Annotated in this window: 22 protein-coding genes; 9 read left to right on the top strand and 13 right to left on the bottom strand. The window is 73.1% G+C overall.

Annotated features, from left to right (window positions below; all coding sequences use genetic code 11):
* Nucleotides 1-185: 185 nt before the first annotated feature.
* The gene (locus ACZJYS_RS15505) at nucleotides 186-1,040 is read left to right on the top strand and encodes a VOC family protein (RefSeq protein WP_493179471.1); all 855 of its coding nucleotides are present in this window, start codon (nucleotides 186-188) and stop codon (nucleotides 1,038-1,040) included.
* 55 nt (nucleotides 1,041-1,095) lie between these two features.
* Here ACZJYS_RS15505 and ACZJYS_RS15500 read toward each other — a convergent pair whose 3' ends face one another.
* From ACZJYS_RS15500 to pdxH, 3 genes are all read right to left on the bottom strand, one after another.
* Nucleotides 1,096-1,971, bottom strand: coding sequence for a universal stress protein (locus ACZJYS_RS15500; RefSeq protein ID WP_109515673.1), 876 nt, complete (start codon nucleotides 1,969-1,971; stop codon nucleotides 1,096-1,098).
* A 132-nt stretch (nucleotides 1,972-2,103) separates the two neighbouring features.
* Nucleotides 2,104-3,552 carry a bifunctional aminoglycoside phosphotransferase/ATP-binding protein gene (locus ACZJYS_RS15495; protein WP_493179469.1) on the bottom strand — a complete coding sequence of 483 codons (1,449 nt, stop codon included), beginning with the start codon at nucleotides 3,550-3,552 and terminating at the stop codon, nucleotides 2,104-2,106.
* Complete coding sequence (gene pdxH / locus ACZJYS_RS15490; RefSeq protein WP_456316951.1) at nucleotides 3,549-4,169, bottom strand: pyridoxamine 5'-phosphate oxidase; 621 nt, start codon at nucleotides 4,167-4,169, stop codon at nucleotides 3,549-3,551. The genes ACZJYS_RS15495 and pdxH overlap by 4 nt, the downstream gene beginning before the upstream one ends.
* Before the next feature lie 135 nt (nucleotides 4,170-4,304).
* On the opposite strand from pdxH, the gene fabI reads away from it, so the two are divergent.
* The 8 genes from fabI to ACZJYS_RS15450 all read left to right on the top strand — a co-directional run bounded on the left by fabI (nucleotide 4,305) and on the right by ACZJYS_RS15450 (nucleotide 9,117).
* Nucleotides 4,305-5,144: an enoyl-ACP reductase FabI gene (gene fabI, locus ACZJYS_RS15485; protein WP_109515676.1), complete on the top strand. Its 840-nt coding sequence runs from the start codon at nucleotides 4,305-4,307 to the stop codon at nucleotides 5,142-5,144.
* A 180-nt stretch (nucleotides 5,145-5,324) separates the two neighbouring features.
* A complete protein-coding gene (locus ACZJYS_RS15480) occupies nucleotides 5,325-5,546 on the top strand; it encodes a hypothetical protein (RefSeq protein WP_493179466.1) in 222 nt (73 codons plus the stop codon).
* A gap of 37 nt (nucleotides 5,547-5,583) precedes the next feature.
* On the top strand, nucleotides 5,584-5,772 hold the full coding sequence (locus tag ACZJYS_RS15475) for a hypothetical protein (RefSeq protein ID WP_109515678.1): 189 nt from the start codon (nucleotides 5,584-5,586) through the stop codon (nucleotides 5,770-5,772).
* A gap of 2 nt (nucleotides 5,773-5,774) precedes the next feature.
* Nucleotides 5,775-5,996, top strand: coding sequence for a hypothetical protein (locus ACZJYS_RS15470; RefSeq protein ID WP_219929678.1), 222 nt, complete (start codon nucleotides 5,775-5,777; stop codon nucleotides 5,994-5,996).
* A gap of 9 nt (nucleotides 5,997-6,005) precedes the next feature.
* On the top strand, nucleotides 6,006-6,266 hold the full coding sequence (locus ACZJYS_RS15465; RefSeq protein WP_245906097.1) for a hypothetical protein: 261 nt from the start codon (nucleotides 6,006-6,008) through the stop codon (nucleotides 6,264-6,266).
* Nucleotides 6,267-6,396: 130 nt separating this feature from the next.
* Nucleotides 6,397-7,503, top strand: a complete 1,107-nt coding sequence (aroC, locus tag ACZJYS_RS15460) for a chorismate synthase (protein WP_493179463.1) — start codon at nucleotides 6,397-6,399, stop codon at nucleotides 7,501-7,503.
* A gap of 104 nt (nucleotides 7,504-7,607) precedes the next feature.
* On the top strand, nucleotides 7,608-8,828 hold the full coding sequence (locus ACZJYS_RS15455; protein WP_493179461.1) for a hypothetical protein: 1,221 nt from the start codon (nucleotides 7,608-7,610) through the stop codon (nucleotides 8,826-8,828).
* 142 nt (nucleotides 8,829-8,970) lie between these two features.
* Nucleotides 8,971-9,117 carry a peptide chain release factor 1 gene (locus ACZJYS_RS15450; RefSeq protein ID WP_109515682.1) on the top strand — a complete coding sequence of 49 codons (147 nt, stop codon included), beginning with the start codon at nucleotides 8,971-8,973 and terminating at the stop codon, nucleotides 9,115-9,117.
* 3 nt (nucleotides 9,118-9,120) lie between these two features.
* Here ACZJYS_RS15450 and ACZJYS_RS15445 read toward each other — a convergent pair whose 3' ends face one another.
* The 10 genes from ACZJYS_RS15445 to ACZJYS_RS15400 form a co-directional block, all read right to left on the bottom strand.
* Complete coding sequence (locus ACZJYS_RS15445; protein ID WP_493179459.1) at nucleotides 9,121-9,861, bottom strand: TlyA family RNA methyltransferase; 741 nt, start codon at nucleotides 9,859-9,861, stop codon at nucleotides 9,121-9,123.
* Nucleotides 9,862-10,008: 147 nt separating this feature from the next.
* Nucleotides 10,009-12,009 (bottom strand): 1-deoxy-D-xylulose-5-phosphate synthase, encoded by a 2,001-nt coding sequence (gene dxs / locus ACZJYS_RS15440; protein WP_493179457.1) that lies wholly within the window; start codon nucleotides 12,007-12,009, stop codon nucleotides 10,009-10,011.
* Complete coding sequence (locus ACZJYS_RS15435) at nucleotides 12,009-12,917, bottom strand: polyprenyl synthetase family protein (RefSeq protein WP_493179456.1); 909 nt, start codon at nucleotides 12,915-12,917, stop codon at nucleotides 12,009-12,011. The genes dxs and ACZJYS_RS15435 overlap by 1 nt, the downstream gene beginning before the upstream one ends.
* 5 nt (nucleotides 12,918-12,922) lie before the next feature.
* A complete protein-coding gene (locus ACZJYS_RS15430) occupies nucleotides 12,923-13,177 on the bottom strand; it encodes an exodeoxyribonuclease VII small subunit (RefSeq protein WP_109515686.1) in 255 nt (84 codons plus the stop codon).
* Between the two features lie 48 nt (nucleotides 13,178-13,225).
* The gene (locus tag ACZJYS_RS15425) at nucleotides 13,226-14,155 is read right to left on the bottom strand and encodes a histone deacetylase family protein (RefSeq protein ID WP_493179454.1); all 930 of its coding nucleotides are present in this window, start codon (nucleotides 14,153-14,155) and stop codon (nucleotides 13,226-13,228) included.
* Between the two features lie 9 nt (nucleotides 14,156-14,164).
* Nucleotides 14,165-14,419, bottom strand: a complete 255-nt coding sequence (locus ACZJYS_RS15420; protein WP_109515943.1) for a sulfurtransferase TusA family protein — start codon at nucleotides 14,417-14,419, stop codon at nucleotides 14,165-14,167.
* A gap of 86 nt (nucleotides 14,420-14,505) precedes the next feature.
* On the bottom strand, nucleotides 14,506-14,892 hold the full coding sequence (locus ACZJYS_RS15415; protein WP_493179452.1) for a PH domain-containing protein: 387 nt from the start codon (nucleotides 14,890-14,892) through the stop codon (nucleotides 14,506-14,508).
* A 69-nt stretch (nucleotides 14,893-14,961) separates the two neighbouring features.
* Complete coding sequence (locus ACZJYS_RS15410) at nucleotides 14,962-15,540, bottom strand: GNAT family N-acetyltransferase (RefSeq protein ID WP_109515689.1); 579 nt, start codon at nucleotides 15,538-15,540, stop codon at nucleotides 14,962-14,964.
* The gene (gene hisH, locus ACZJYS_RS15405; protein ID WP_493179450.1) at nucleotides 15,541-16,194 is read right to left on the bottom strand and encodes an imidazole glycerol phosphate synthase subunit HisH; all 654 of its coding nucleotides are present in this window, start codon (nucleotides 16,192-16,194) and stop codon (nucleotides 15,541-15,543) included.
* The coding region (locus ACZJYS_RS15400) for a DUF2628 domain-containing protein (protein WP_493179448.1) at nucleotides 16,191-16,533 on the bottom strand (343 nt) is incomplete at its 5' end. The genes ACZJYS_RS15400 and hisH, both read right to left, overlap by 4 nt.

Raw genomic sequence — 16,533 nt, 5'->3', positions numbered from 1 at the left:
GCGGGGCATGCATCGGCCGCCAGGATAGGAGTGGCCCCGGGCCACGGCCAGGGGGGCCGTGGCCAGAGGGGGTCTGGGATGGAAGGGTTCGTCATGCGCGCGGTCAATGATGACGGTTCGCGGATGGGATTTCCCTTTCCGCGCGGTGCCTCGCAGAGTCCGGCCGAAGCCCCGGAGGCCCCGCCATGCCCGCAGCACCCAGCCCCGCCAACCCGCACCCGGCCGACCCGCACCCGGCCATGGCGCCGCTCGCCATCGGCGCCGTCACCCTGGCGGCGCGCGACGCGCCCCGGCTGGCGGCCTTCTACGCCGGCCTGCTCGGCCTGGAGGCGCAGCCCGACCCGGCGGAGCCGGCCGCGCTGCGGCTGGGCAACGGCGCCGCACCGGCAATGCTGCGGCTGCTGCACCGACCCCAGGCGCGCCCCGAGCGCGGCGACGAGCCGGGGCTGTTCCACACCGCCTTCCTGCTGCCCGGCCGCGCCGCCCTGGCGGGCTGGCTGCACCACGCCCTCGCCCGGGGCACGCGGCTGGAGGGTGCCTCGGACCACGGCGTCAGCGACGCCCTCTACCTCTCGGACCCGGAGGGCAACGGCATCGAGGTCTATGCCGACCGCCCCCGCGCCGACTGGCCGCGCCCGGCCCGCGAGGAAGGAGAGGGCGTGGCGATGGTGACGCGCCGGCTGGACCTGCACGCCCTGCTGGCCGCGGCCCCCGGCCCCGCCCTGGCGCCGGCGGAGACGCGGATCGGCCATGTGCACCTGCGCGCCGGCGATCTCGGCGCCACCGAGGCCTGGTACGCCGCGCTCGGCCTGGCGGTGACGCAGCGCATGCCGCAGGCCAGCTTCCTGGCCAGCGGCGGCTACCACCACCATGTCGCGGTCAACACCTGGCGCAGCGGCGGAACCCGGCCGGAGGGGCTGGCCGGGCTCGCCGCCCTGGAACTGCGGGCAAACACGCCGGAGGCCCACGCGCAGGCGCTGCGGAACCTCGGGGCGGGAATGGACCCTTCCGGGAACCGCGTCACCCTCGCCCCGCGCTAGTATCCCGGGCCGGCGCCGGGGGAGAGGCGGGCCTCCCCCGGGCCTTCCCGCCAGATCAGCGGCACATCAGGACGGGGATGTCCGCGTTCTCCAGCACATGCCGCGTCACGCCGCCCAGGATGAGCTGGCGCAGGCGGGAATGGCTGTAGGCGCCCATGCAGAGCAGGTCGGCGTTGAAGTCCCGCACGGCGCCGAGCAGGCCCGCGCCCACCTCCCGCGTCTGCGGCTTGAAGGGCACCGTCTCGGCCTGGATGCTGTGCCAGCGCAGATAGGCGCGCAGCCCCTCGGCGTCCGGGCCGCGCCGCTGGTAGTCCTCGCTGTGCAGGATCCGCACCGCCTCGGCATGGTGCAGCCAGGGCAGCGCCGCCGCCACCGCCGCCGCGCTCTCCGCCGTGCCGTTCCAGGCGCAGCAGACGCGGGTGCCGATGGTCGCGGGCGGCTCGCGCGGGGCGATCAGCACGGGGCGGCCGGAATCGAACAGCACGGCGTGCAGCGCGTCGGAGGAGGAGACGTCCTCGTCCGCCTCCGGGTGCGGCACCACCGCCATGTCGTAGAGGCGCGACTGCTGCGCCACCACATCCTCCTCCCGCCCCGCGATCGACTCGAAGGAGAGGGTAGGGCCCTCGGTCTTCAGCGCGCTCTCGGCGGAGAGGGCGATGGTCACGTCCCGCCCCTGCACGAACTTCTCGAACAGGCTGCGCACGCGCCCGGCGCGCTCGCCGCTCTCGCGCTCGGTGGCGGCCATCATCTCCTCGATCATGGCGCCGGAGAGGCCCTCGCCCGCCAGCGGCGCCACGTCGCGCGCATCGACGCGCACATGCAGGCAATGCACATGCGCGTTCCAGGTCCGCGCCACCATCAGCGCGGTTTTCAGCGCCGCCTCGCCGGCGGCGGTTCCAGTGAGCGGCAGCAACAGCCGGCGGTAGGCCATCGGTCGGTCTCCTTCCTCCAGTCCGGCGCCCGGTCGTGCGGGCGTGGAGCATTGTAACACAAAGCGACAGCGCGCGTCCCTCGCCTGTCCTGCCGGGCGGCAGGCTAGAGCCAAGCAGGGTGAAATGCCTCGTTAAATCTCGTTCGGCATCGGCTGGCTGGCATCCATCCGGCGCCAGTCGAGCGGGCCGGGGTCGCGCCGGGCCGACTGCTCCAGCACCGCCAGCCCGGCATCCGAGGCATCGCCGCGCCGCGCCGCCACGCGGGCGCGCAGCAGCGGCAGCGGCGCCTCCAGCCAGAGGCCCTGGAAGGGCACGCCCGCCGAGGCCGCCACGGCGGCGATGCCGGCGCGCATCTCCGGCTCCAGGAAGGTGGCATCGGCGATGACGCTGTGGCCGGCCCGCAGCGCCTGCCCGGCCATGGCCTCCAGCGCCGCCCGCACGGCGGCACTGGCGGCGGCGCCGTAGGCCTCGGGCGGCAGGCGGCATTCCGGCGCCACGCCGTGCAGGCGCTTGCGGATCTCGTCGCTGCGCAGCACCAGCGCGCCGGGGGCGGCGCCCATGGCCGGCGCCCAGAGCCGGGCGGCGTGGCTCTTGCCGGTGCCCTGCAGCCCGCCCACCGCCACGAGTCGCGGCGGCGGCGGCCGCAGCGCCGCCTCGGCCGCCGCCAGGAAGGGCAGCCCGTCCTGCCCCACCCGGTGCACGCAATGGGCGCGGATCACGTCGCGCAGCGAGAGCCAGAGGGGCAGCCCGGCCACCAGCCCGGCATCGCCGGTGCGGGCCACGTAGCGGTTCAGCACCCGGTTGGCGGCGGCGCGGCCGACGCGGCGGTCCAGGTCGGCCAGCAGGAAGGCGAGGTCGTAGCCGGTGTCGATGGTGGCAAGCACCTCGTCGAACTCCAGCGCGTCGAACGGCACGGGGCGGCCCTTCCACAGCACCAGGTTGCCGAGGTGCAGGTCGCCATGGCAGCGGCGCACCGCGCCGGCGGCGGCGCGCGCCGCCAGGGCGGGGGCCAGCCGCGCCAGCCAACCCCGCGCCGCCGCCGCCCAGGCGCCGATGCGCGGCGCCGGCAGGCCGGCGGCCAGGGCGGCCTGCACATTGCCCTCCAGCACCGCGCCGAGGCGCCCGGGCGAATCCCAGCCCGCCACCGGCGGCAGGCCGGCATGCAGCGCCGCCACCGTGTCCGCCAGCGCGTCCTGCAGGGCGGCATCCAGCGCGCCGCGCCCGGCAATGGCGTCGAGGAAATCCGGGGCCGGGAGGGGGGCCATCTCCAGCACCCATTCCTCGGCCGGGCCGTCCGCGTCCAGCGCCAGGGCGCCATCGGCGCCGCGCGCCAGCCTGTGCACGCCGCGATACAGGCCGGGCGCGGCGGCGGCGTTCAGCGCGTATTCACGGCGGCAGAAATGCTCGCGGTCGGCCAGCGCGGTGAAGTCGAGGAAGCCGAGCGCCACCGCCTTCTTCAGCTTCAGCACCCGGTCGGGGCCGATGAAGACGGCGGAGATGTGCGTCTCCACCGGCGTGTCGTCGCCGGTCAGGCGGGCCAGCAGCGCCGCCGCCGCCTGCTGCCCCGCCGGGATGCTCACGGGTAGATCGTCTCGATCCGCCAGCCGCCGCCCTGGGAGGTTCCTTCGGGGGCAGGGGTGTAGATCCGCCGGTCGTGCAGGCGGAAGGGCATGTCGCGCCAGAATTCCAGCCGCTCCGGCAGCACCCGGTAGCCGCCCCAGTAGGGCGGGCGCGGGATGTCGGCGCCGGGGAAGCGCGCCTCGGCCTCGCGCAGCGCCCCTTCCAGCTCCGGCCGGCCGGAGAGCGGGCGGGATTGCTGCGAGGCCCAGGCGCCGAGCCGCGAGAGGCGCGGGCGGCTGGCGTAGTAGGCGTCCGACTCCGCCTCGGCCACGTGCTCCACCGTGCCTTCCACCCGCACCTGGCGGCGCAGCGTCTTCCAGTGGAACAGCAGCGCGGCGCGCGGATTGCCGCCCAGCTCGCCGCCCTTGCGGCTCTCCTTGTTGGTGAAGAAGACGAAGCCGCGCGCATCCAGCCCCTTCAGCAGCACCATCCGGGCGGAGGGGAAGCCATCGGGCGTGGTGGTGGCCAGGCACATGGCGTTCGGGTCGTTCGGCTCGCTGGCCTCGGCCTCGGCGAGCCAGGCGGCGAACAGAGCGAACGGATCGGCGGATTCGCCAATGGCGTCGGCAGCGGACACAGTGGCGGACGGATCAGGCGCGGTCATACGGCTCCCCCTTGCCCAGGCCTCGGGGGTGTGCCACCAGGGCCAGACCCTTGCAACCGGGGACATCCCCTGCCCTCGCAACCCCGATCAGAGCGGTCCCGCCCGACAATGGAAGCTGTTGCCCCGCACGCCACCCCCGCCACCGGCACGCTGATGGCCGGCAAGCGCGGCCTGATCATGGGCGTCGCCAACGACCGCTCCATCGCCTGGGGCATCGCCCGCGCCCTGGCCGCGCAGGGCGCCGAGATCGCCTTCACCTACCAGGGGGAGACGCTGGAGAAGCGCGTCCGCCCGCTGGTGGAGAGCATCGGCGCCGACATCCTGCTGCCCTGCGACGTGACCGACGAGGCGAGCATCGACGCCGCCTTCGCCACGCTGGAGCAGCGCTGGGGCCGGATGGACTTCCTGGTCCACGCCATCGGCTTCGCCGACAAGCAGTTCCTGCGCGGCCGCTACATGGACACCCCGCGCGAGGCCTTCCTGCAGGCGCTGGACATCTCCTGCTACTCCTTCGTCTCGGTCGGCCGCCGCGCGGCGGCGCTGATGCCGGAGGGCGGCAGCCTGCTCACCCTCTCCTATCTGGGGGCGGAGCGCGTCACGCCGCACTACAACGTCATGGGCGTGGCCAAGGCGGCGCTGGAGGCCAGCGTGCGCTACATGGCGGTCGATGTCGGCAACCAGGGCATCCGCGTCAACGCCATCAGCGCCGGCCCGATCAAGACGCTGGCGGCCAGCGGCATCGGCGATTTCCGCTACATCCTGAAGTGGAACCAGTACAACGCGCCGCTGAAGCGCAACGTCACCATCGACGATGTGGGCGGCGCCGGCCTCTACCTGCTCTCCGACCTCGGCTCCGGCGTCACCGGCGAGGTGCACCATGTCGATTGCGGCTACCATGTCGTCGGCATGAAGGCGGAGGACGCGCCGGACATCTCCGTCGCCCCCTGATCCGTGGCGCCTCATCCGGGGCGCCTCATCCGGGGCGCCCCATCCGCGGCGCCTGACAAAGGGCGCCTGATCCGCGACTCCTGATCCGCGCCGCCGCCGCCAGGCGGCGCGGCAACCTCGCCCCCTCCGGACGGTTGCTTCCCCATGTGGCCAATCAGGGCCGCATCAGGGGAAGCGCGCATGAGCCAGCACGAGCCACCGCTGCCGCCGGCAGCCCACGGGCCCACGCCCGCATCCGGCGCGCCCGCCGCCCCGCCCTCCCCTGGCGCCGAGGGCGACGCCGCCGCGGCGGAGCGGCAGCAGGAGACCGGCTCCGGCGAGGCGGCCATCGAGACAGGTGGGCGGGCCGAGCAGGATAGCCGCGCCGCGCGCGCGGAAGCCGCCGCCCGCAATCTCCGCTGAGCGCCCACGCGCTGTTCCACGGATCGAGGAGAAAGCCATGAGCAAGGCGCATATGCCCCCCGTGCCGCCCGCCAACCGGCCGAAAGGCCCGGGCGGTGCCACCGAGACGCCCGAGCAGAAGAGCGAGCAGCACGCGCGGCCGCAGAACAACATCCCGCAGAACCAGGGCCGCAGCGCGGACATCGCGCAGAACACGCACAACCAGGGCTACCAGCAGGACCGTTGACCATGCCCGACAAGAACCCCGACGCCATGCGTCACGGCGGCCCCGGCAGCAGCCACCAGAACCGCCAGGACCCGTCGAAATCCGCCGCCACCGGCCACAAGGGCGGCGGCGACGACAGCGGGCCGACCCCCGGCTCGTCCACCAACAGCAGCAACAGCCGCATCTCCGGCGGCGGCGGCGAGCGGGACCGGCACCACGTGCACGACCCCGCCCACAAATCCTGAGGAGGCTCCATGGCCGAGAAGCAGCCCACCGCGCATCCGCCCGAGCGGACGCCCGTCGACCCGGCCTCGGGCGATGACAGCGGCACCATCCGCCACAGCCACACCGGCGAGGCGGAGCAGCAGGAGACGGCCAGCGGCACCATCCGCCAGCCGATCCAGCCCGGCGAGGTGCAGCCGGGCGAGATGAACGAGCTGGCCGCCACGCTGGGCGGGCCGGTGGACGTGTTCCCGGCCGGCGGGCGGCGCAAGCCGCCGCAGAGCGGCGACTGAGGGCGGCGGCCGGCTGAGAAGCGGCGAGGGGCAGGCAAGCCTCCCCGCCGCTTCCTCATCCGGCCGGTTTGCGGCGGGGCGAGGCTTCGCCCATAAACGGCGGCCCAGACAGCTCCGCCGGTGTCCCGCTATGTCGCACAACAGCTTCGGCCATCTCTTCCGCGTCACCTCCTGGGGTGAGAGCCACGGGCCGGCGATCGGCGGCGTGGTGGATGGCTGCCCGGCCGGCATCCCGCTCTCGGAGGCGGACATCCAGCCCTTCCTCGACAAGCGCCGCCCCGGCCAGAGCAAGTTCGTGACGCAGCGGCAGGAGCCGGACCAGGTCCGCATCCTCTCCGGCGTGTTCGAGGGCGTGACCACCGGCACGCCCATCTCGCTGCTGATCGAGAACCAGGACCAGCGCAGCAAGGATTACGGCGAGATCGCCGACCGCTTCCGGCCCGGCCATGCGGACCTCGCCTACCACCTGAAATACGGCGTGCGGGACTATCGCGGCGGCGGCCGTTCCAGCGCGCGGGAGACGGCGGTGCGCGTCGCCGCCGGCGCCATCGCCCGCAAGGTGCTGGGGACGGGGGTTGTGATCCGTGGCGCCATGATCGCCATGGGTCCCCTCGGCATCGACCGCGCCCGGCTGGACTGGGCGGAGACCGACAGAAATCCGTTCTTCTGCCCCGACCCCGGCGCCGTGCCGGCCTGGGAGGAGAAGCTGGCCGCCACCCGCAAGGCCGGCTCCTCCCTCGGTGCCGTCATCGAGCTGGTGGCGGAAGGCGTGCCGGCGGGCCTCGGCGCGCCGCTCTACGGCAAGCTGGACGCCGACCTCGCAGGCGCGCTGATGAGCATCAACGCCGTCAAGGGCGTCGAGATCGGCGAGGGCTTCGCCAGCGCCGCGCTGGATGGCGAGGCCAATGCCGACGAGATGCGCATGGGCCCGGATGGTATCGTCGAATTCCTCTCCAACCATGCGGGCGGCATCCTGGGCGGCATCTCCACCGGCCAGCCCATCGTGGCGCGTTTCGCGGTGAAGCCCACCTCCTCCATCCTGACGCCGCGCCGCTCGGTGGACCGCTTCGGCCAGGAGGTGGAGGTGCTGACGAAAGGCCGGCACGACCCCTGCGTGGGCATCCGCGCCGTGCCGGTGGGCGAGGCGATGCTGGCCTGCGTGCTGGCCGACCACCTGCTGCGCCAGCGCGCCCAGAACCCGGATGCGCCGGAGCGGCCCCGCCTGCCGCGCAATTGAGCGCGATTGCCACGGGCGAAGCGGCCAATCCCGACCACCACACTTGACTATTTAGTGACGCCTCAGGATTAGAAGGGACAGACCAGACCAGCCGAGGCTTCCGCATGTACCTCGATGCTCCAGCGGCCGACACCGACCCCACCACAGCCTGCCGCCACTTCCTCTCCCTGGCCGGGACGGAATCCTGGAGCCGGCGCATGGCGGACATCGCGGAACGCGCCCGGCCGCGTTCCTGGATGGGGCGGGCGGCGCAGCAGCGCCACGCGCTGGAACTCCTGCTGGCCCGCCTGGCCGACCCGCGCGACTCCGCCGGCCCTGCCGCACCCAACGCGGCCGAGCAGCGCATCCTCGCCCTGGTGCGCGAGGCCGTGGCCCTGGCCGACGCCCTTCCCCCGGAATCGCGTGAGCGGCTGCGCCAGCGCCTGCTGGAGGGGCTGACCGGCGAAGGCACCCTGATCCCGCTCTTCCACCTGCTGCGGGAGGCGGCCCGCCAGCGGGCCCGCGGCTTCACCGTGGCCTTCACCGGCCTGGCCGAGGGCACGCCCCACGACCTGCTGCTGAGCCGCGACGGCGAATCGGCCGAGCTGGTGTGCGAGACCGTCTCGGCCGAGGAGGGCCGCCAACTGCACCGGGGCGACTGGTTCGCCCTGGTGGATGGAATCAACCCGGACCTGCAGACCTGGCTGGCCGCGCATCCCGGCCGCTACCTGCTGAAGATGACCCTGCCCGAGGGCATCCACGGCCCGCAGGAGCTGGCCGAGTTGCAGCGCCGCGTCAGCGCCCTGCTGGCCGACCACAGGCGCCAGGACAGCTCCGCCTCCGCCGTGCTGAAGCTGGACCCGCTGGTGCTGGCCGGCGCGCAGATGTCCGGCGCCGCCCTGCCGCAGCACCTGCGCAGCCTGTTCGGCCCCGACGCGCATCTGGCGGTGACGGCCGCCCCCTCCGGCGGCAGCATGTTCGTCATGGCCGCCCGCGCCGGGCGGGAGAACGCGGTGGCCGCCGCCATCGTCGGCCGGCTGGAGCGGGCCGCCGCCGGCCGCCTCTCCGGCAGGCGGCCCGGCATCGTCTCCGTGTTCCTGGAGGATATCGAGCGGGCCGAGTGGCGCAGCCTGCGCGAGACGCTGGAGCTGGAAGGCGCCGTGCGCCGCTTCTTCACCACCCCCGCCGCGCAGCGGATCGTCGCCGCCGCCTGCGTCACCCGCATGGAGTTCTTCGGCGTCCCCGTGCCGGATTCGGCGGCCGATGGCGAGCTGCGCTTCCGCAACCAGTCGCATCCGCAGGCCCGTTCGGCCGGGTTGCACCCGGCCATAGCCTCAACGGTCTAAAATTTTCTCGATGTCTCTTTATCTTAACTCTATTGTGACGGAATCTCTGCCCTAGCCGTAAAGTTCGGTCACATAAGAGCCACTTTTTCCGGCATGCTGCGTTGCACTCTTCCCGCAACCGCCGCACCCAGGGTTTCTCCCGATGTCGGACCGTGAAATGGAAGCCAAGCTGCTGGAGCTGGATCGTCTGCTGAACGATCCGGAGGTCCAGATGGACCCCCATCGCGTCTGGTCGCTGCTGCAGGAAATCTCCGGCGCCCACAAGCGCCCGGCGCCGCGCGCCGCCTGAGGCTCAGCCCTCGCGCCGGGCGGCAATCAGGAATTCCCGGTTGCCCTCCGGCCCGAGGATCGGGCTCGGTTCCACCCCCAGCACCCTCCAGCCTTCCAGGCCCGACCACCAGCCTTCCACCCGGTCGCACACCGCCTGATGCACCGCCGGGTCGCGCACCACGCCACCCTTGCCCACCAGCGCCGGCCCTGCCTCGAACTGCGGCTTGATCAGTGCCACGGCCCAGGCGCCGGGCGCCGCCAGCCCCAGCGCCGCCGGCAGGACCGTGGCCAGGCCGATGAAGCTGGCATCGCACACCACCACCCCGGGCGGCTCCGGGATCAGCGTGGCATCCAGGCGGCGGGCATTGGTCTTCTCCAGCACCACCACCCGCTCGTCGCTGCGCAGCTTCCAGGCCAGCTGGCCATGGCCCACATCGACGGCATAGACCTTCGCCGCGCCTTGATGCAGCAGCACGTCGGTGAAGCCGCCCGTCGAGGCGCCGACATCCACCGCCACGCGCCCCGCCGGGTCCAGGCCGAAATGCGCCAGCGCGTGCGAGAGCTTCATGCCGCCGCGGCTGACCCAGGGGTGCTCCTGGCTCTTCACCTCCAGCGGCGTGTCCTCGGCCACAGGCTGGCCGGGCTTCTCCACCCGCCGGGTGTTGGAGAACACCTTGCCGGCCATGATCAGCGCCTGCGCCCTAGCGCGGCTTTCCACCAGGCCGCGCTCGACCAGCGCCACATCGGCGCGCTGCTTGGGCATTCGGGGAGACTCCAGGATCAAGTCATCTTCTTTTTCTGAAGAAAAAGAAGCAAAAAGACTTTGTCAGTTGGCGTCGCGCTCCAAGCAAGCGTGCCGCCAAACCGACAAAGGTTTTTTGGTTCTTTTTTTCAAAAAAGAACGCTTCTTCTAGGCTCTGGCCGGGCGCACCGCGCTCTCCACGCCCAGCGCCGCCACCGCCGTCTCCACGATGCCGCGCGCCGAGAGGCCGCAGGCCTCGTACTGCGCCTTGGGCGTGTCGTGGTCGATGAAGAGATCCGGCAGCACCATCGGGCGGAACTTCAGCCCGTGGTCGAAGGCGCCCTTCCAGGCCAGATGCTGCATCACCAGTGCGCCGAAGCCGCAGACCGAGCCTTCCTCGATGGTGATGAGCACCTCGTGCTCACGCGCCAGCCGCTCCACCAGGCCAGTGTCCAGCGGCTTGGCGAAGCGCGCATCGGCCACCGTGCAGGGCAGGCCGCGCGCGGCCAGCTCGTCGGCCGCCTTCAGGCATTCCTGCAGGCGCGCGCCATAGCTGAGGATGGCCACCTTGCCGCCCTCGCGCAGCACGCGGCCGCGGCCGATCTCCAGCACCGTGCCGCGCGCCGGCACCGGCTCCAGCCCGAAGCCCTCGCCGCGCGGGAAGCGCAGCGCCGTCGGGCCTTCGTCATAGGCGGCGCAGGTGGCGACCATGTGGGCCAGCTCCACCTCGTCGGCCGAGGCCATCAGCACCATCTCGGGAATGCAGCCAAGATAGGCGATGTCGTAGGCGCCGGCATGGGTGGCGCCGTCGGCGCCCACCAGCCCGGCGCGGTCCAGCGCGAAGCGCACGGGCAGCTTCTGCAGCGCCACGTCATGCACCACCTGGTCGTAGGCGCGCTGGAGGAAGGTGGAGTAGATCGCCACGAAGGGCTTCATCCCCTCCGTCGCCATGCCTGCGGCGAAGGTGACGGCGTGCTGCTCGGCGATGCCCACGTCGAAGGTGCGCTTCGGGAAGCGCTTCTGGAAGGCGTCGATGCCGGTGCCGGAGGGCATGGCGGCGGTGATGCCGACGATCCGCTCATCCGCCTCCGCCTCGGCGATCAGCGCCTGGGCGAACACCTTGGTGTAGGTGGGCGGCCCCGGCGGCGCCTTGGCCTGGGTGCCGGTGACGACGTTGAACTTCGAGACGGCGTGGTACTTGTCGGCGCTTTCCTCGGCCGGGGCGTAGCCCTTGCCCTTCTGCGTGACGACATGCAGCAGGATCGGCGCGCCATCCTCCGCGTCGCGCAGGTTGCGCAGCAGCGGCAGCAGGTGGTCCATGTTGTGCCCGTCGACGGGCCCGACATAGTAGAAGCCCAGCTCCTCGAACAGTGTGCCACCGGTCAGCAGGCCGCGGGCGTATTCGTCGGCGCGGCGGGCTGCGCGCTCCAGCGGCGCGGGGAAGCGCCGCGCCAGCTTCGCCATCATCTCCCGCAGGCTGAGGAAGGGGCGCGACGAGATCAGCCGCGACAGGTAGGCCGACATGGCGCCGACGGGCGGCGCGATCGACATGTCGTTGTCGTTCAGCACCACGATCAGGCGGGAGCGCATGGCGCCGGCGTTGTTCATCGCCTCATAGGCCATGCCGGCGCTCATCGCGCCGTCGCCGATCACGGCGATGACGTTCTGCTCGTCGCGCCTCGAGGGGGCCTTGCGCGCCGTGGCGCGCTTCAGGTCCCGCGCCACCGCCATGCCGAGGCCGGCCGAGATGGAGGTGGAGGAATGCGCCGCGCCGAACGGGTCGTACTCGCTCTCCGAGCGGCGGGTGAAGCCGGAGAGGCCGCCGCCCTGGCGCAGCGTGCGGATGCGGTCGCGCCGCCCGGTCAGGATCTTGTGCGGGTAGGTCTGGTGGCCGACATCCCAGATCAGCCGGTCCTGCGGCGTGTCGAACACGGCATGGATGGCCACCGTCAGCTCCACCACGCCAAGGCTGGCGCCGAGATGCCCGCCCGTCTGGGAGACGGCGTGGATGGTCTCGGCGCGCAGCTCGTCGGCCAGCTGGCGCAGCTGCTCGCCGGAGAAGTTGCGCAGGTCGGCGGGGACGCGCACGCGGTCCAGCAGCGGCGTGGCGGGCGGCGCGCCACCGCCGCCGGACGACGGAGGGGCGAACGTGTTCGGGGGGTTCGCCATCAGGACCTCCGGGCGATGGTGTAGTCGGCCAGCATCCGCAACAGATCGGCACGCTCGCCGAAGCTGTCGAGATGCGCGCGGGCCTGGGCGGCGAGTCTTTCCGCCTGCGCCCGTGCCCGCTCCAGCCCGAGCAGGCCGACGAGGGTGGCCTTGCCGGCCTCGGCGTCCTTGCCGGTGCGCTTGCCGGTCTCGGCCTCGCTGGCCGTGGCATCGAGGATGTCGTCGGCGATCTGGAAGGCGGCGCCCAGCTCCCGCCCATAGGCGCAGAGGGCGTGGCGCTGCTGCCCCGGCGCCTTGCCGAGGATGGCCCCCGCCTCGGCCGAGAACTCGATCAGCTTGCCGGTCTTGAGCAGCTGCAGCCGGCCGATGCCGGCCTCGGTCGGCGGCTCGGTGCCGTCCTCGGCCAGCATGTCCAGCATCTGGCCGCCGCACATGCCGCGCGGGCCGGCGGCCAGCGCCAGGCGCAGGCACAGCTCGGCGCGCACGGCGGGGTCGGAATGCGTGTCCTCATGCGCCAGCACGGCAAAGGCCTGCGCCTGGAGGGCGTCGCCGGCCAGGATCGCGGTGGCCTCGTCGAACGCCTTGTGCACCGTGGGCTTGCCGCGGCGCATGTCGTCATTGTCCATCGCCGGCAGGTCGTCATGCACCAGCGAGTAGGCGTGCAGCATCTCGATGGCGGCGGCGACGCGCAGCGCCGAAGTGCGGGAGACGCCGAACTGCGCCGCCCCCTCAACCACCAGGAAGCCGCGCATCCGCTTGCCGCCGCCCAGCGCCGCATGGCGCATGGCGGCGTAGAGGCGGGCCTCGGCGCCCTCCTCGGCCGGCAGCAGCGTGTCGAGCGCGCGCTCGATCTCGGCCGCGGCGGCGCGCAGCGCCTCCGGCAGCAGCGTCGGGGAGGTCTCGGCCATGGTGCTCAGGCCATCTCGCGCAGGGTGGCGCCCTCGGGGCCGCCGCCGGGGCCGGCGACGATGGCCTGCACCTTCTGCTCCGCCTCGGCCAGCTTGGCCTCGCAATGGCGGCGCAGCGCGGCGCCGCGCTCATAGTCGGCGATCGCCTCCTCCAGCCGGGCCTGACCCCCCTCCAGCTTCTTCACGATCGCATCCAGCTCGGCCAGGGCCGCCTCGAAGGACAGGGACGCGACGTCCGGACGGGTGGGCGTCTCAGGCATGGGGCAGCAACCTCGGGGCCAAGTGGGGCAGGTGACAGGGCAGCGGCGTCAGGCGTTCATCAACGCCCGGACATGGCTGGCGGCGGAAGCCGCCAGCGCGTCCAGATCATAGCCGCCTTCGAGCGTTGAGACGACCCGGCCGCCGCACAACCGGTCCGCGATGCCGCAGATTTGGCCGGTGAGCCAGCCGAAATCGGCCTCCCGCAGGCGGAGCTGCGCCAGCGGGTCGCGCGCATGGGCGTCGAAGCCCGCCGAGACGACGACGAGGCCGGGGCGGAACGCCTCCAGCGCCGGCAGCAGACGGTCCCGCCACACGGCGCGGAAGGCGGCGCTGTCCGCCCCCGGCTCCAGCGTGGCGTTCAGCACGTTGCCCACCCCCGTCTCGTGCTCCATCCCCGTGCCGGGGTAGCAGGGCGACTGGTGCGAGGAGAGGAACAGGATGGAGGGGTCGGCCTCCACCGCCGCCTGGGTGCCGTTGCCGTGGTGGACGTCGAAATCCAGCACCGCCACGCGGGCGATGCCGTGCGCCGCCTGGGCGTGGCGCGCGGCGACCGTGGCGTTGGCGAAGAGGCAGAAGCCCATCGGCCGGCGCGGCTCGGCGTGGTGGCCGGGCGGGCGCACGGCGCAGAAGGCCCGCCGCACCTCGCCGCGGCACACCGCATCGACCGCCGCGATGCCGGCCCCCGCCGCGCGCAGCGCCGCCTCGGCGCTGTGCCCGTTCATGCCGGTGTCGCCATCCAGCATCACCGTCTCGCCCGGCGCGGGGCGGATCGAGAGGATGGCCTGCACATACTCGGCCGGGTGGACGCGGGCGAGCTGCTCCGGCGTGGCGCGCGGCGCCTCCTCCTGGATCAGCGTGGCGAATTCCTCCCCCTCCAGCGCCGCCAGCACGGCGCGCAGGCGGTCCGGGCATTCCGGGTGGCCCTCGCCATTCTCATGGCCGAGGCAGGCACGGTGGGAAACCAGCAGCACGCTCATGGCGCGGCCTCAATCCTGCGCGGCGGGCTTGGGCTGGTCCTCCCGCTTGCGCAGGGTGAAGCGGTAGAGGCCGGCGGATTCGCTGAAGGAGACCAGCGCATGGCCGGTTTCGCGGCTGTAGGCCTGGAAGTCCTTCACGCTGGCCGGGTCGGTGGCCAGCACCGTCAGCTTCGCGCCGGGGGGGAGGGCGCGCAGGGCCTTGTTGGCCTTCAGCACGGGCAGCGGGCAGGTCAGGCCCTGCACATCCAACGTCGTCTCGCTCATGGGGAAGGACTGGACCACCGGCATCGGCGCCGCGCAAGCGGCCTCTCCGCCACGGGCCGCCGGGCGCCCCGCTCCGTCGCGCGGCATCACCCGCCCCGCAGGCGCTGGGCCAGCACGGCCTGGGCGGCCATGGCCGCGCCGCCGCCGCGCCGGAAGGTGAGGGTGACGGGCTCGCCGCCATGGTTCCAGACCTTCAGCTCCTCCTCCAGCTCCGCCGTGCCGCCGACCTCGACGGCGAAGCGCCGGATGGATTTGTAGGGGATGCTCAGGATCTCCGCCTTGGAGCCGGTGAGGCCCTGGCGGTCCATCACCAGCAGGCGCCAGTCGGTCAGCGCGAAGCCGTCCCGCACGGTGCGGAAGGCGACGATCACCGCCTCGTCCGGCAGCAGCGCCTCCTGGAAGCGGGGGCCGAGTTCCTCCGGCCGAACCTGTCCGGCATCACCGGTGATGGCACCCAGCAACCTGCCCAGCATGGCCTTTCCCTCCCGCAAGACTGTGCCTGGGCAGATGGGATGCGGGGGCGCCGGCGTCCAGGGCGCGCCTCAGTTCTGCGGCGCGCCCGCCCGCATGTCGAGCGGCCGGCCGTGCGGCGGCTCCAGCAGCTTGTGGTAGTAGTGCCCGGCCACGGTGCGGCCGCGCACCCGCGCATAGGCCGGGTGGGTGCCCCAGCGCGTGTAGCCCAGCGCCTCGAACAGCGCGATGGCGGTGCTCTGCGTCTCCCGCACGTCGAGGTTCAGCACGCGGTGGCCGAGCGCCGCGGCGCGCTCCTCCACCCGCCGCACCAGCAGCCGCGCCAGGCCGTGGCCGCGCGCATAGGGGGCGATGTAGGCGTGGGTGAGCTGGGCGCCGAAGGCCTGCGCCTCGTTGTTGCGCGGCGGGCGGATGAGCTGGGCCGAGCCCACCGGCACGCCGTCCAGCCGGGCGATGAACAGCTCGCAGCCCGGCACCAGCAGCACGCCGCGGAAATGCCGCGCCAGCGCCTCGCGCCCCTGCGGCTCCACCCAGCCGAAGCCGCCGCCCTCGATGATGGCGGCGTCGGTGGCCTCGCACAGGTCGGCCAGGTCCATGTCGTCGAGCGACTCGGCGCGCTCGACCAGAAGCTCATGCTGAGAGGCGGACATTCACGGGTGCCATGAGAGGAAGTTGGCCAGCATGCGAAGGCCGGTGAACTGGCTCTTCTCGACATGGAACTGGGTGCCGACGAGATTGTCCCGCCCCACCACGGCGGCGACGGGGCCGCCATACTCGGCGGTGGCCAGCAGCTGCTCCGGCCGGCCGCCGGAGAGGGCGTAGGAATGCACGAAATAGGCGTGGTCGCCGGGGGTGATGCCGGCCAGCACCGGGTGCGCGCCCGGGGTGAAGCGCAGCGCGTTCCAGCCCATCTGCGGCAGCGGCAGCGGCGCGCCGGCGGCGTCGCGCGGGTCCATCGGCGCGATCTCGCCCTCCAGCCAGCCCAGGCCCGGCGTCACGCCATGCTCCAGCCCGCGCTGCGCCATCAGCTGCATGCCGACGCAGATGCCGAGGAAGGGCACGGCGCGGCGCGTCACCGCCTCGTCCACCGCCTCGATGATGCCGGGCATTGCCTCCAGCCCGCGCCGGCAGGCGGCGAAGGCGCCCTGCCCCGGCATGACGATGCGGTCCGCCGCCGCCACCGCCTCGGCGGCGGTCTCGACGGTGATGGTGGCCTCCACGCCTGCATCCCGCGCCGCGCGGTGCAGCGCGCGCAGCACCGAGGCGAGATTGCCCGAACCCGGATCGACGACCGCGACCTTCATGCCGCCTTCCCTTCCATCATGGCCCCTGCCTCGGCCCTCGCCAGGGCCGGCCGCGCGGCAAGCGCGCGCAGCAGGGCCGATTCCTCATCCGCGCCCAGCACCACGGCGGCGGCCTGCAGGCCGCGCCGCGCCAGCGTCCAGCGCCGCAGATCCTGCGCGTGCAGCCCCGCCAGCCAGTGGGCGCCCAGCCAGGCATAGGGCCGCAGCGCCCCCGGCAGCAGCACCGCCGCCAGCACGGCCAGCGCCAGATAGAGCACCAGCACCAGCCACATCCCGTGCCGCAGGAACCACAGCGGCGGCAGCAGCGCCGCCACCAGCGAGAATCCTTCCGGTACCAGA

This window comes from Roseomonas sp. TS2 (genome assembly GCF_058833935.1).
Note: the sequence above shows the minus strand (reverse complement) of the source record. Positions and strands in the feature narration are given on the sequence as shown.

Coding starts and splice junctions, on each gene's coding strand:
- ACZJYS_RS15505 (WP_493179471.1), top strand. CDS start 186: ATGCCCGCAGCACCCAGCCCCGCCAACCCGCACCCGGCCGACCCGCAC.
- ACZJYS_RS15500 (WP_109515673.1), bottom strand. CDS start 1,971: ATGGCCTACCGCCGGCTGTTGCTGCCGCTCACTGGAACCGCCGCCGGC.
- fabI (WP_109515676.1), top strand. CDS start 4,305: ATGGAAGCTGTTGCCCCGCACGCCACCCCCGCCACCGGCACGCTGATG.
- ACZJYS_RS15480 (WP_493179466.1), top strand. CDS start 5,325: ATGAGCCAGCACGAGCCACCGCTGCCGCCGGCAGCCCACGGGCCCACG.
- ACZJYS_RS15475 (WP_109515678.1), top strand. CDS start 5,584: ATGAGCAAGGCGCATATGCCCCCCGTGCCGCCCGCCAACCGGCCGAAA.
- ACZJYS_RS15470 (WP_219929678.1), top strand. CDS start 5,775: ATGCCCGACAAGAACCCCGACGCCATGCGTCACGGCGGCCCCGGCAGC.
- ACZJYS_RS15465 (WP_245906097.1), top strand. CDS start 6,006: ATGGCCGAGAAGCAGCCCACCGCGCATCCGCCCGAGCGGACGCCCGTC.
- aroC (WP_493179463.1), top strand. CDS start 6,397: ATGTCGCACAACAGCTTCGGCCATCTCTTCCGCGTCACCTCCTGGGGT.
- ACZJYS_RS15455 (WP_493179461.1), top strand. CDS start 7,608: ATGTACCTCGATGCTCCAGCGGCCGACACCGACCCCACCACAGCCTGC.
- ACZJYS_RS15450 (WP_109515682.1), top strand. CDS start 8,971: ATGTCGGACCGTGAAATGGAAGCCAAGCTGCTGGAGCTGGATCGTCTG.
- ACZJYS_RS15445 (WP_493179459.1), bottom strand. CDS start 9,861: ATGCCCAAGCAGCGCGCCGATGTGGCGCTGGTCGAGCGCGGCCTGGTG.
- dxs (WP_493179457.1), bottom strand. CDS start 12,009: ATGGCGAACCCCCCGAACACGTTCGCCCCTCCGTCGTCCGGCGGCGGT.
- ACZJYS_RS15435 (WP_493179456.1), bottom strand. CDS start 12,917: ATGGCCGAGACCTCCCCGACGCTGCTGCCGGAGGCGCTGCGCGCCGCC.
- ACZJYS_RS15430 (WP_109515686.1), bottom strand. CDS start 13,177: ATGCCTGAGACGCCCACCCGTCCGGACGTCGCGTCCCTGTCCTTCGAG.
- ACZJYS_RS15425 (WP_493179454.1), bottom strand. CDS start 14,155: ATGAGCGTGCTGCTGGTTTCCCACCGTGCCTGCCTCGGCCATGAGAAT.
- ACZJYS_RS15420 (WP_109515943.1), bottom strand. CDS start 14,419: ATGAGCGAGACGACGTTGGATGTGCAGGGCCTGACCTGCCCGCTGCCC.
- ACZJYS_RS15415 (WP_493179452.1), bottom strand. CDS start 14,892: ATGCTGGGCAGGTTGCTGGGTGCCATCACCGGTGATGCCGGACAGGTT.
- ACZJYS_RS15410 (WP_109515689.1), bottom strand. CDS start 15,540: ATGTCCGCCTCTCAGCATGAGCTTCTGGTCGAGCGCGCCGAGTCGCTC.
- hisH (WP_493179450.1), bottom strand. CDS start 16,194: ATGAAGGTCGCGGTCGTCGATCCGGGTTCGGGCAATCTCGCCTCGGTG.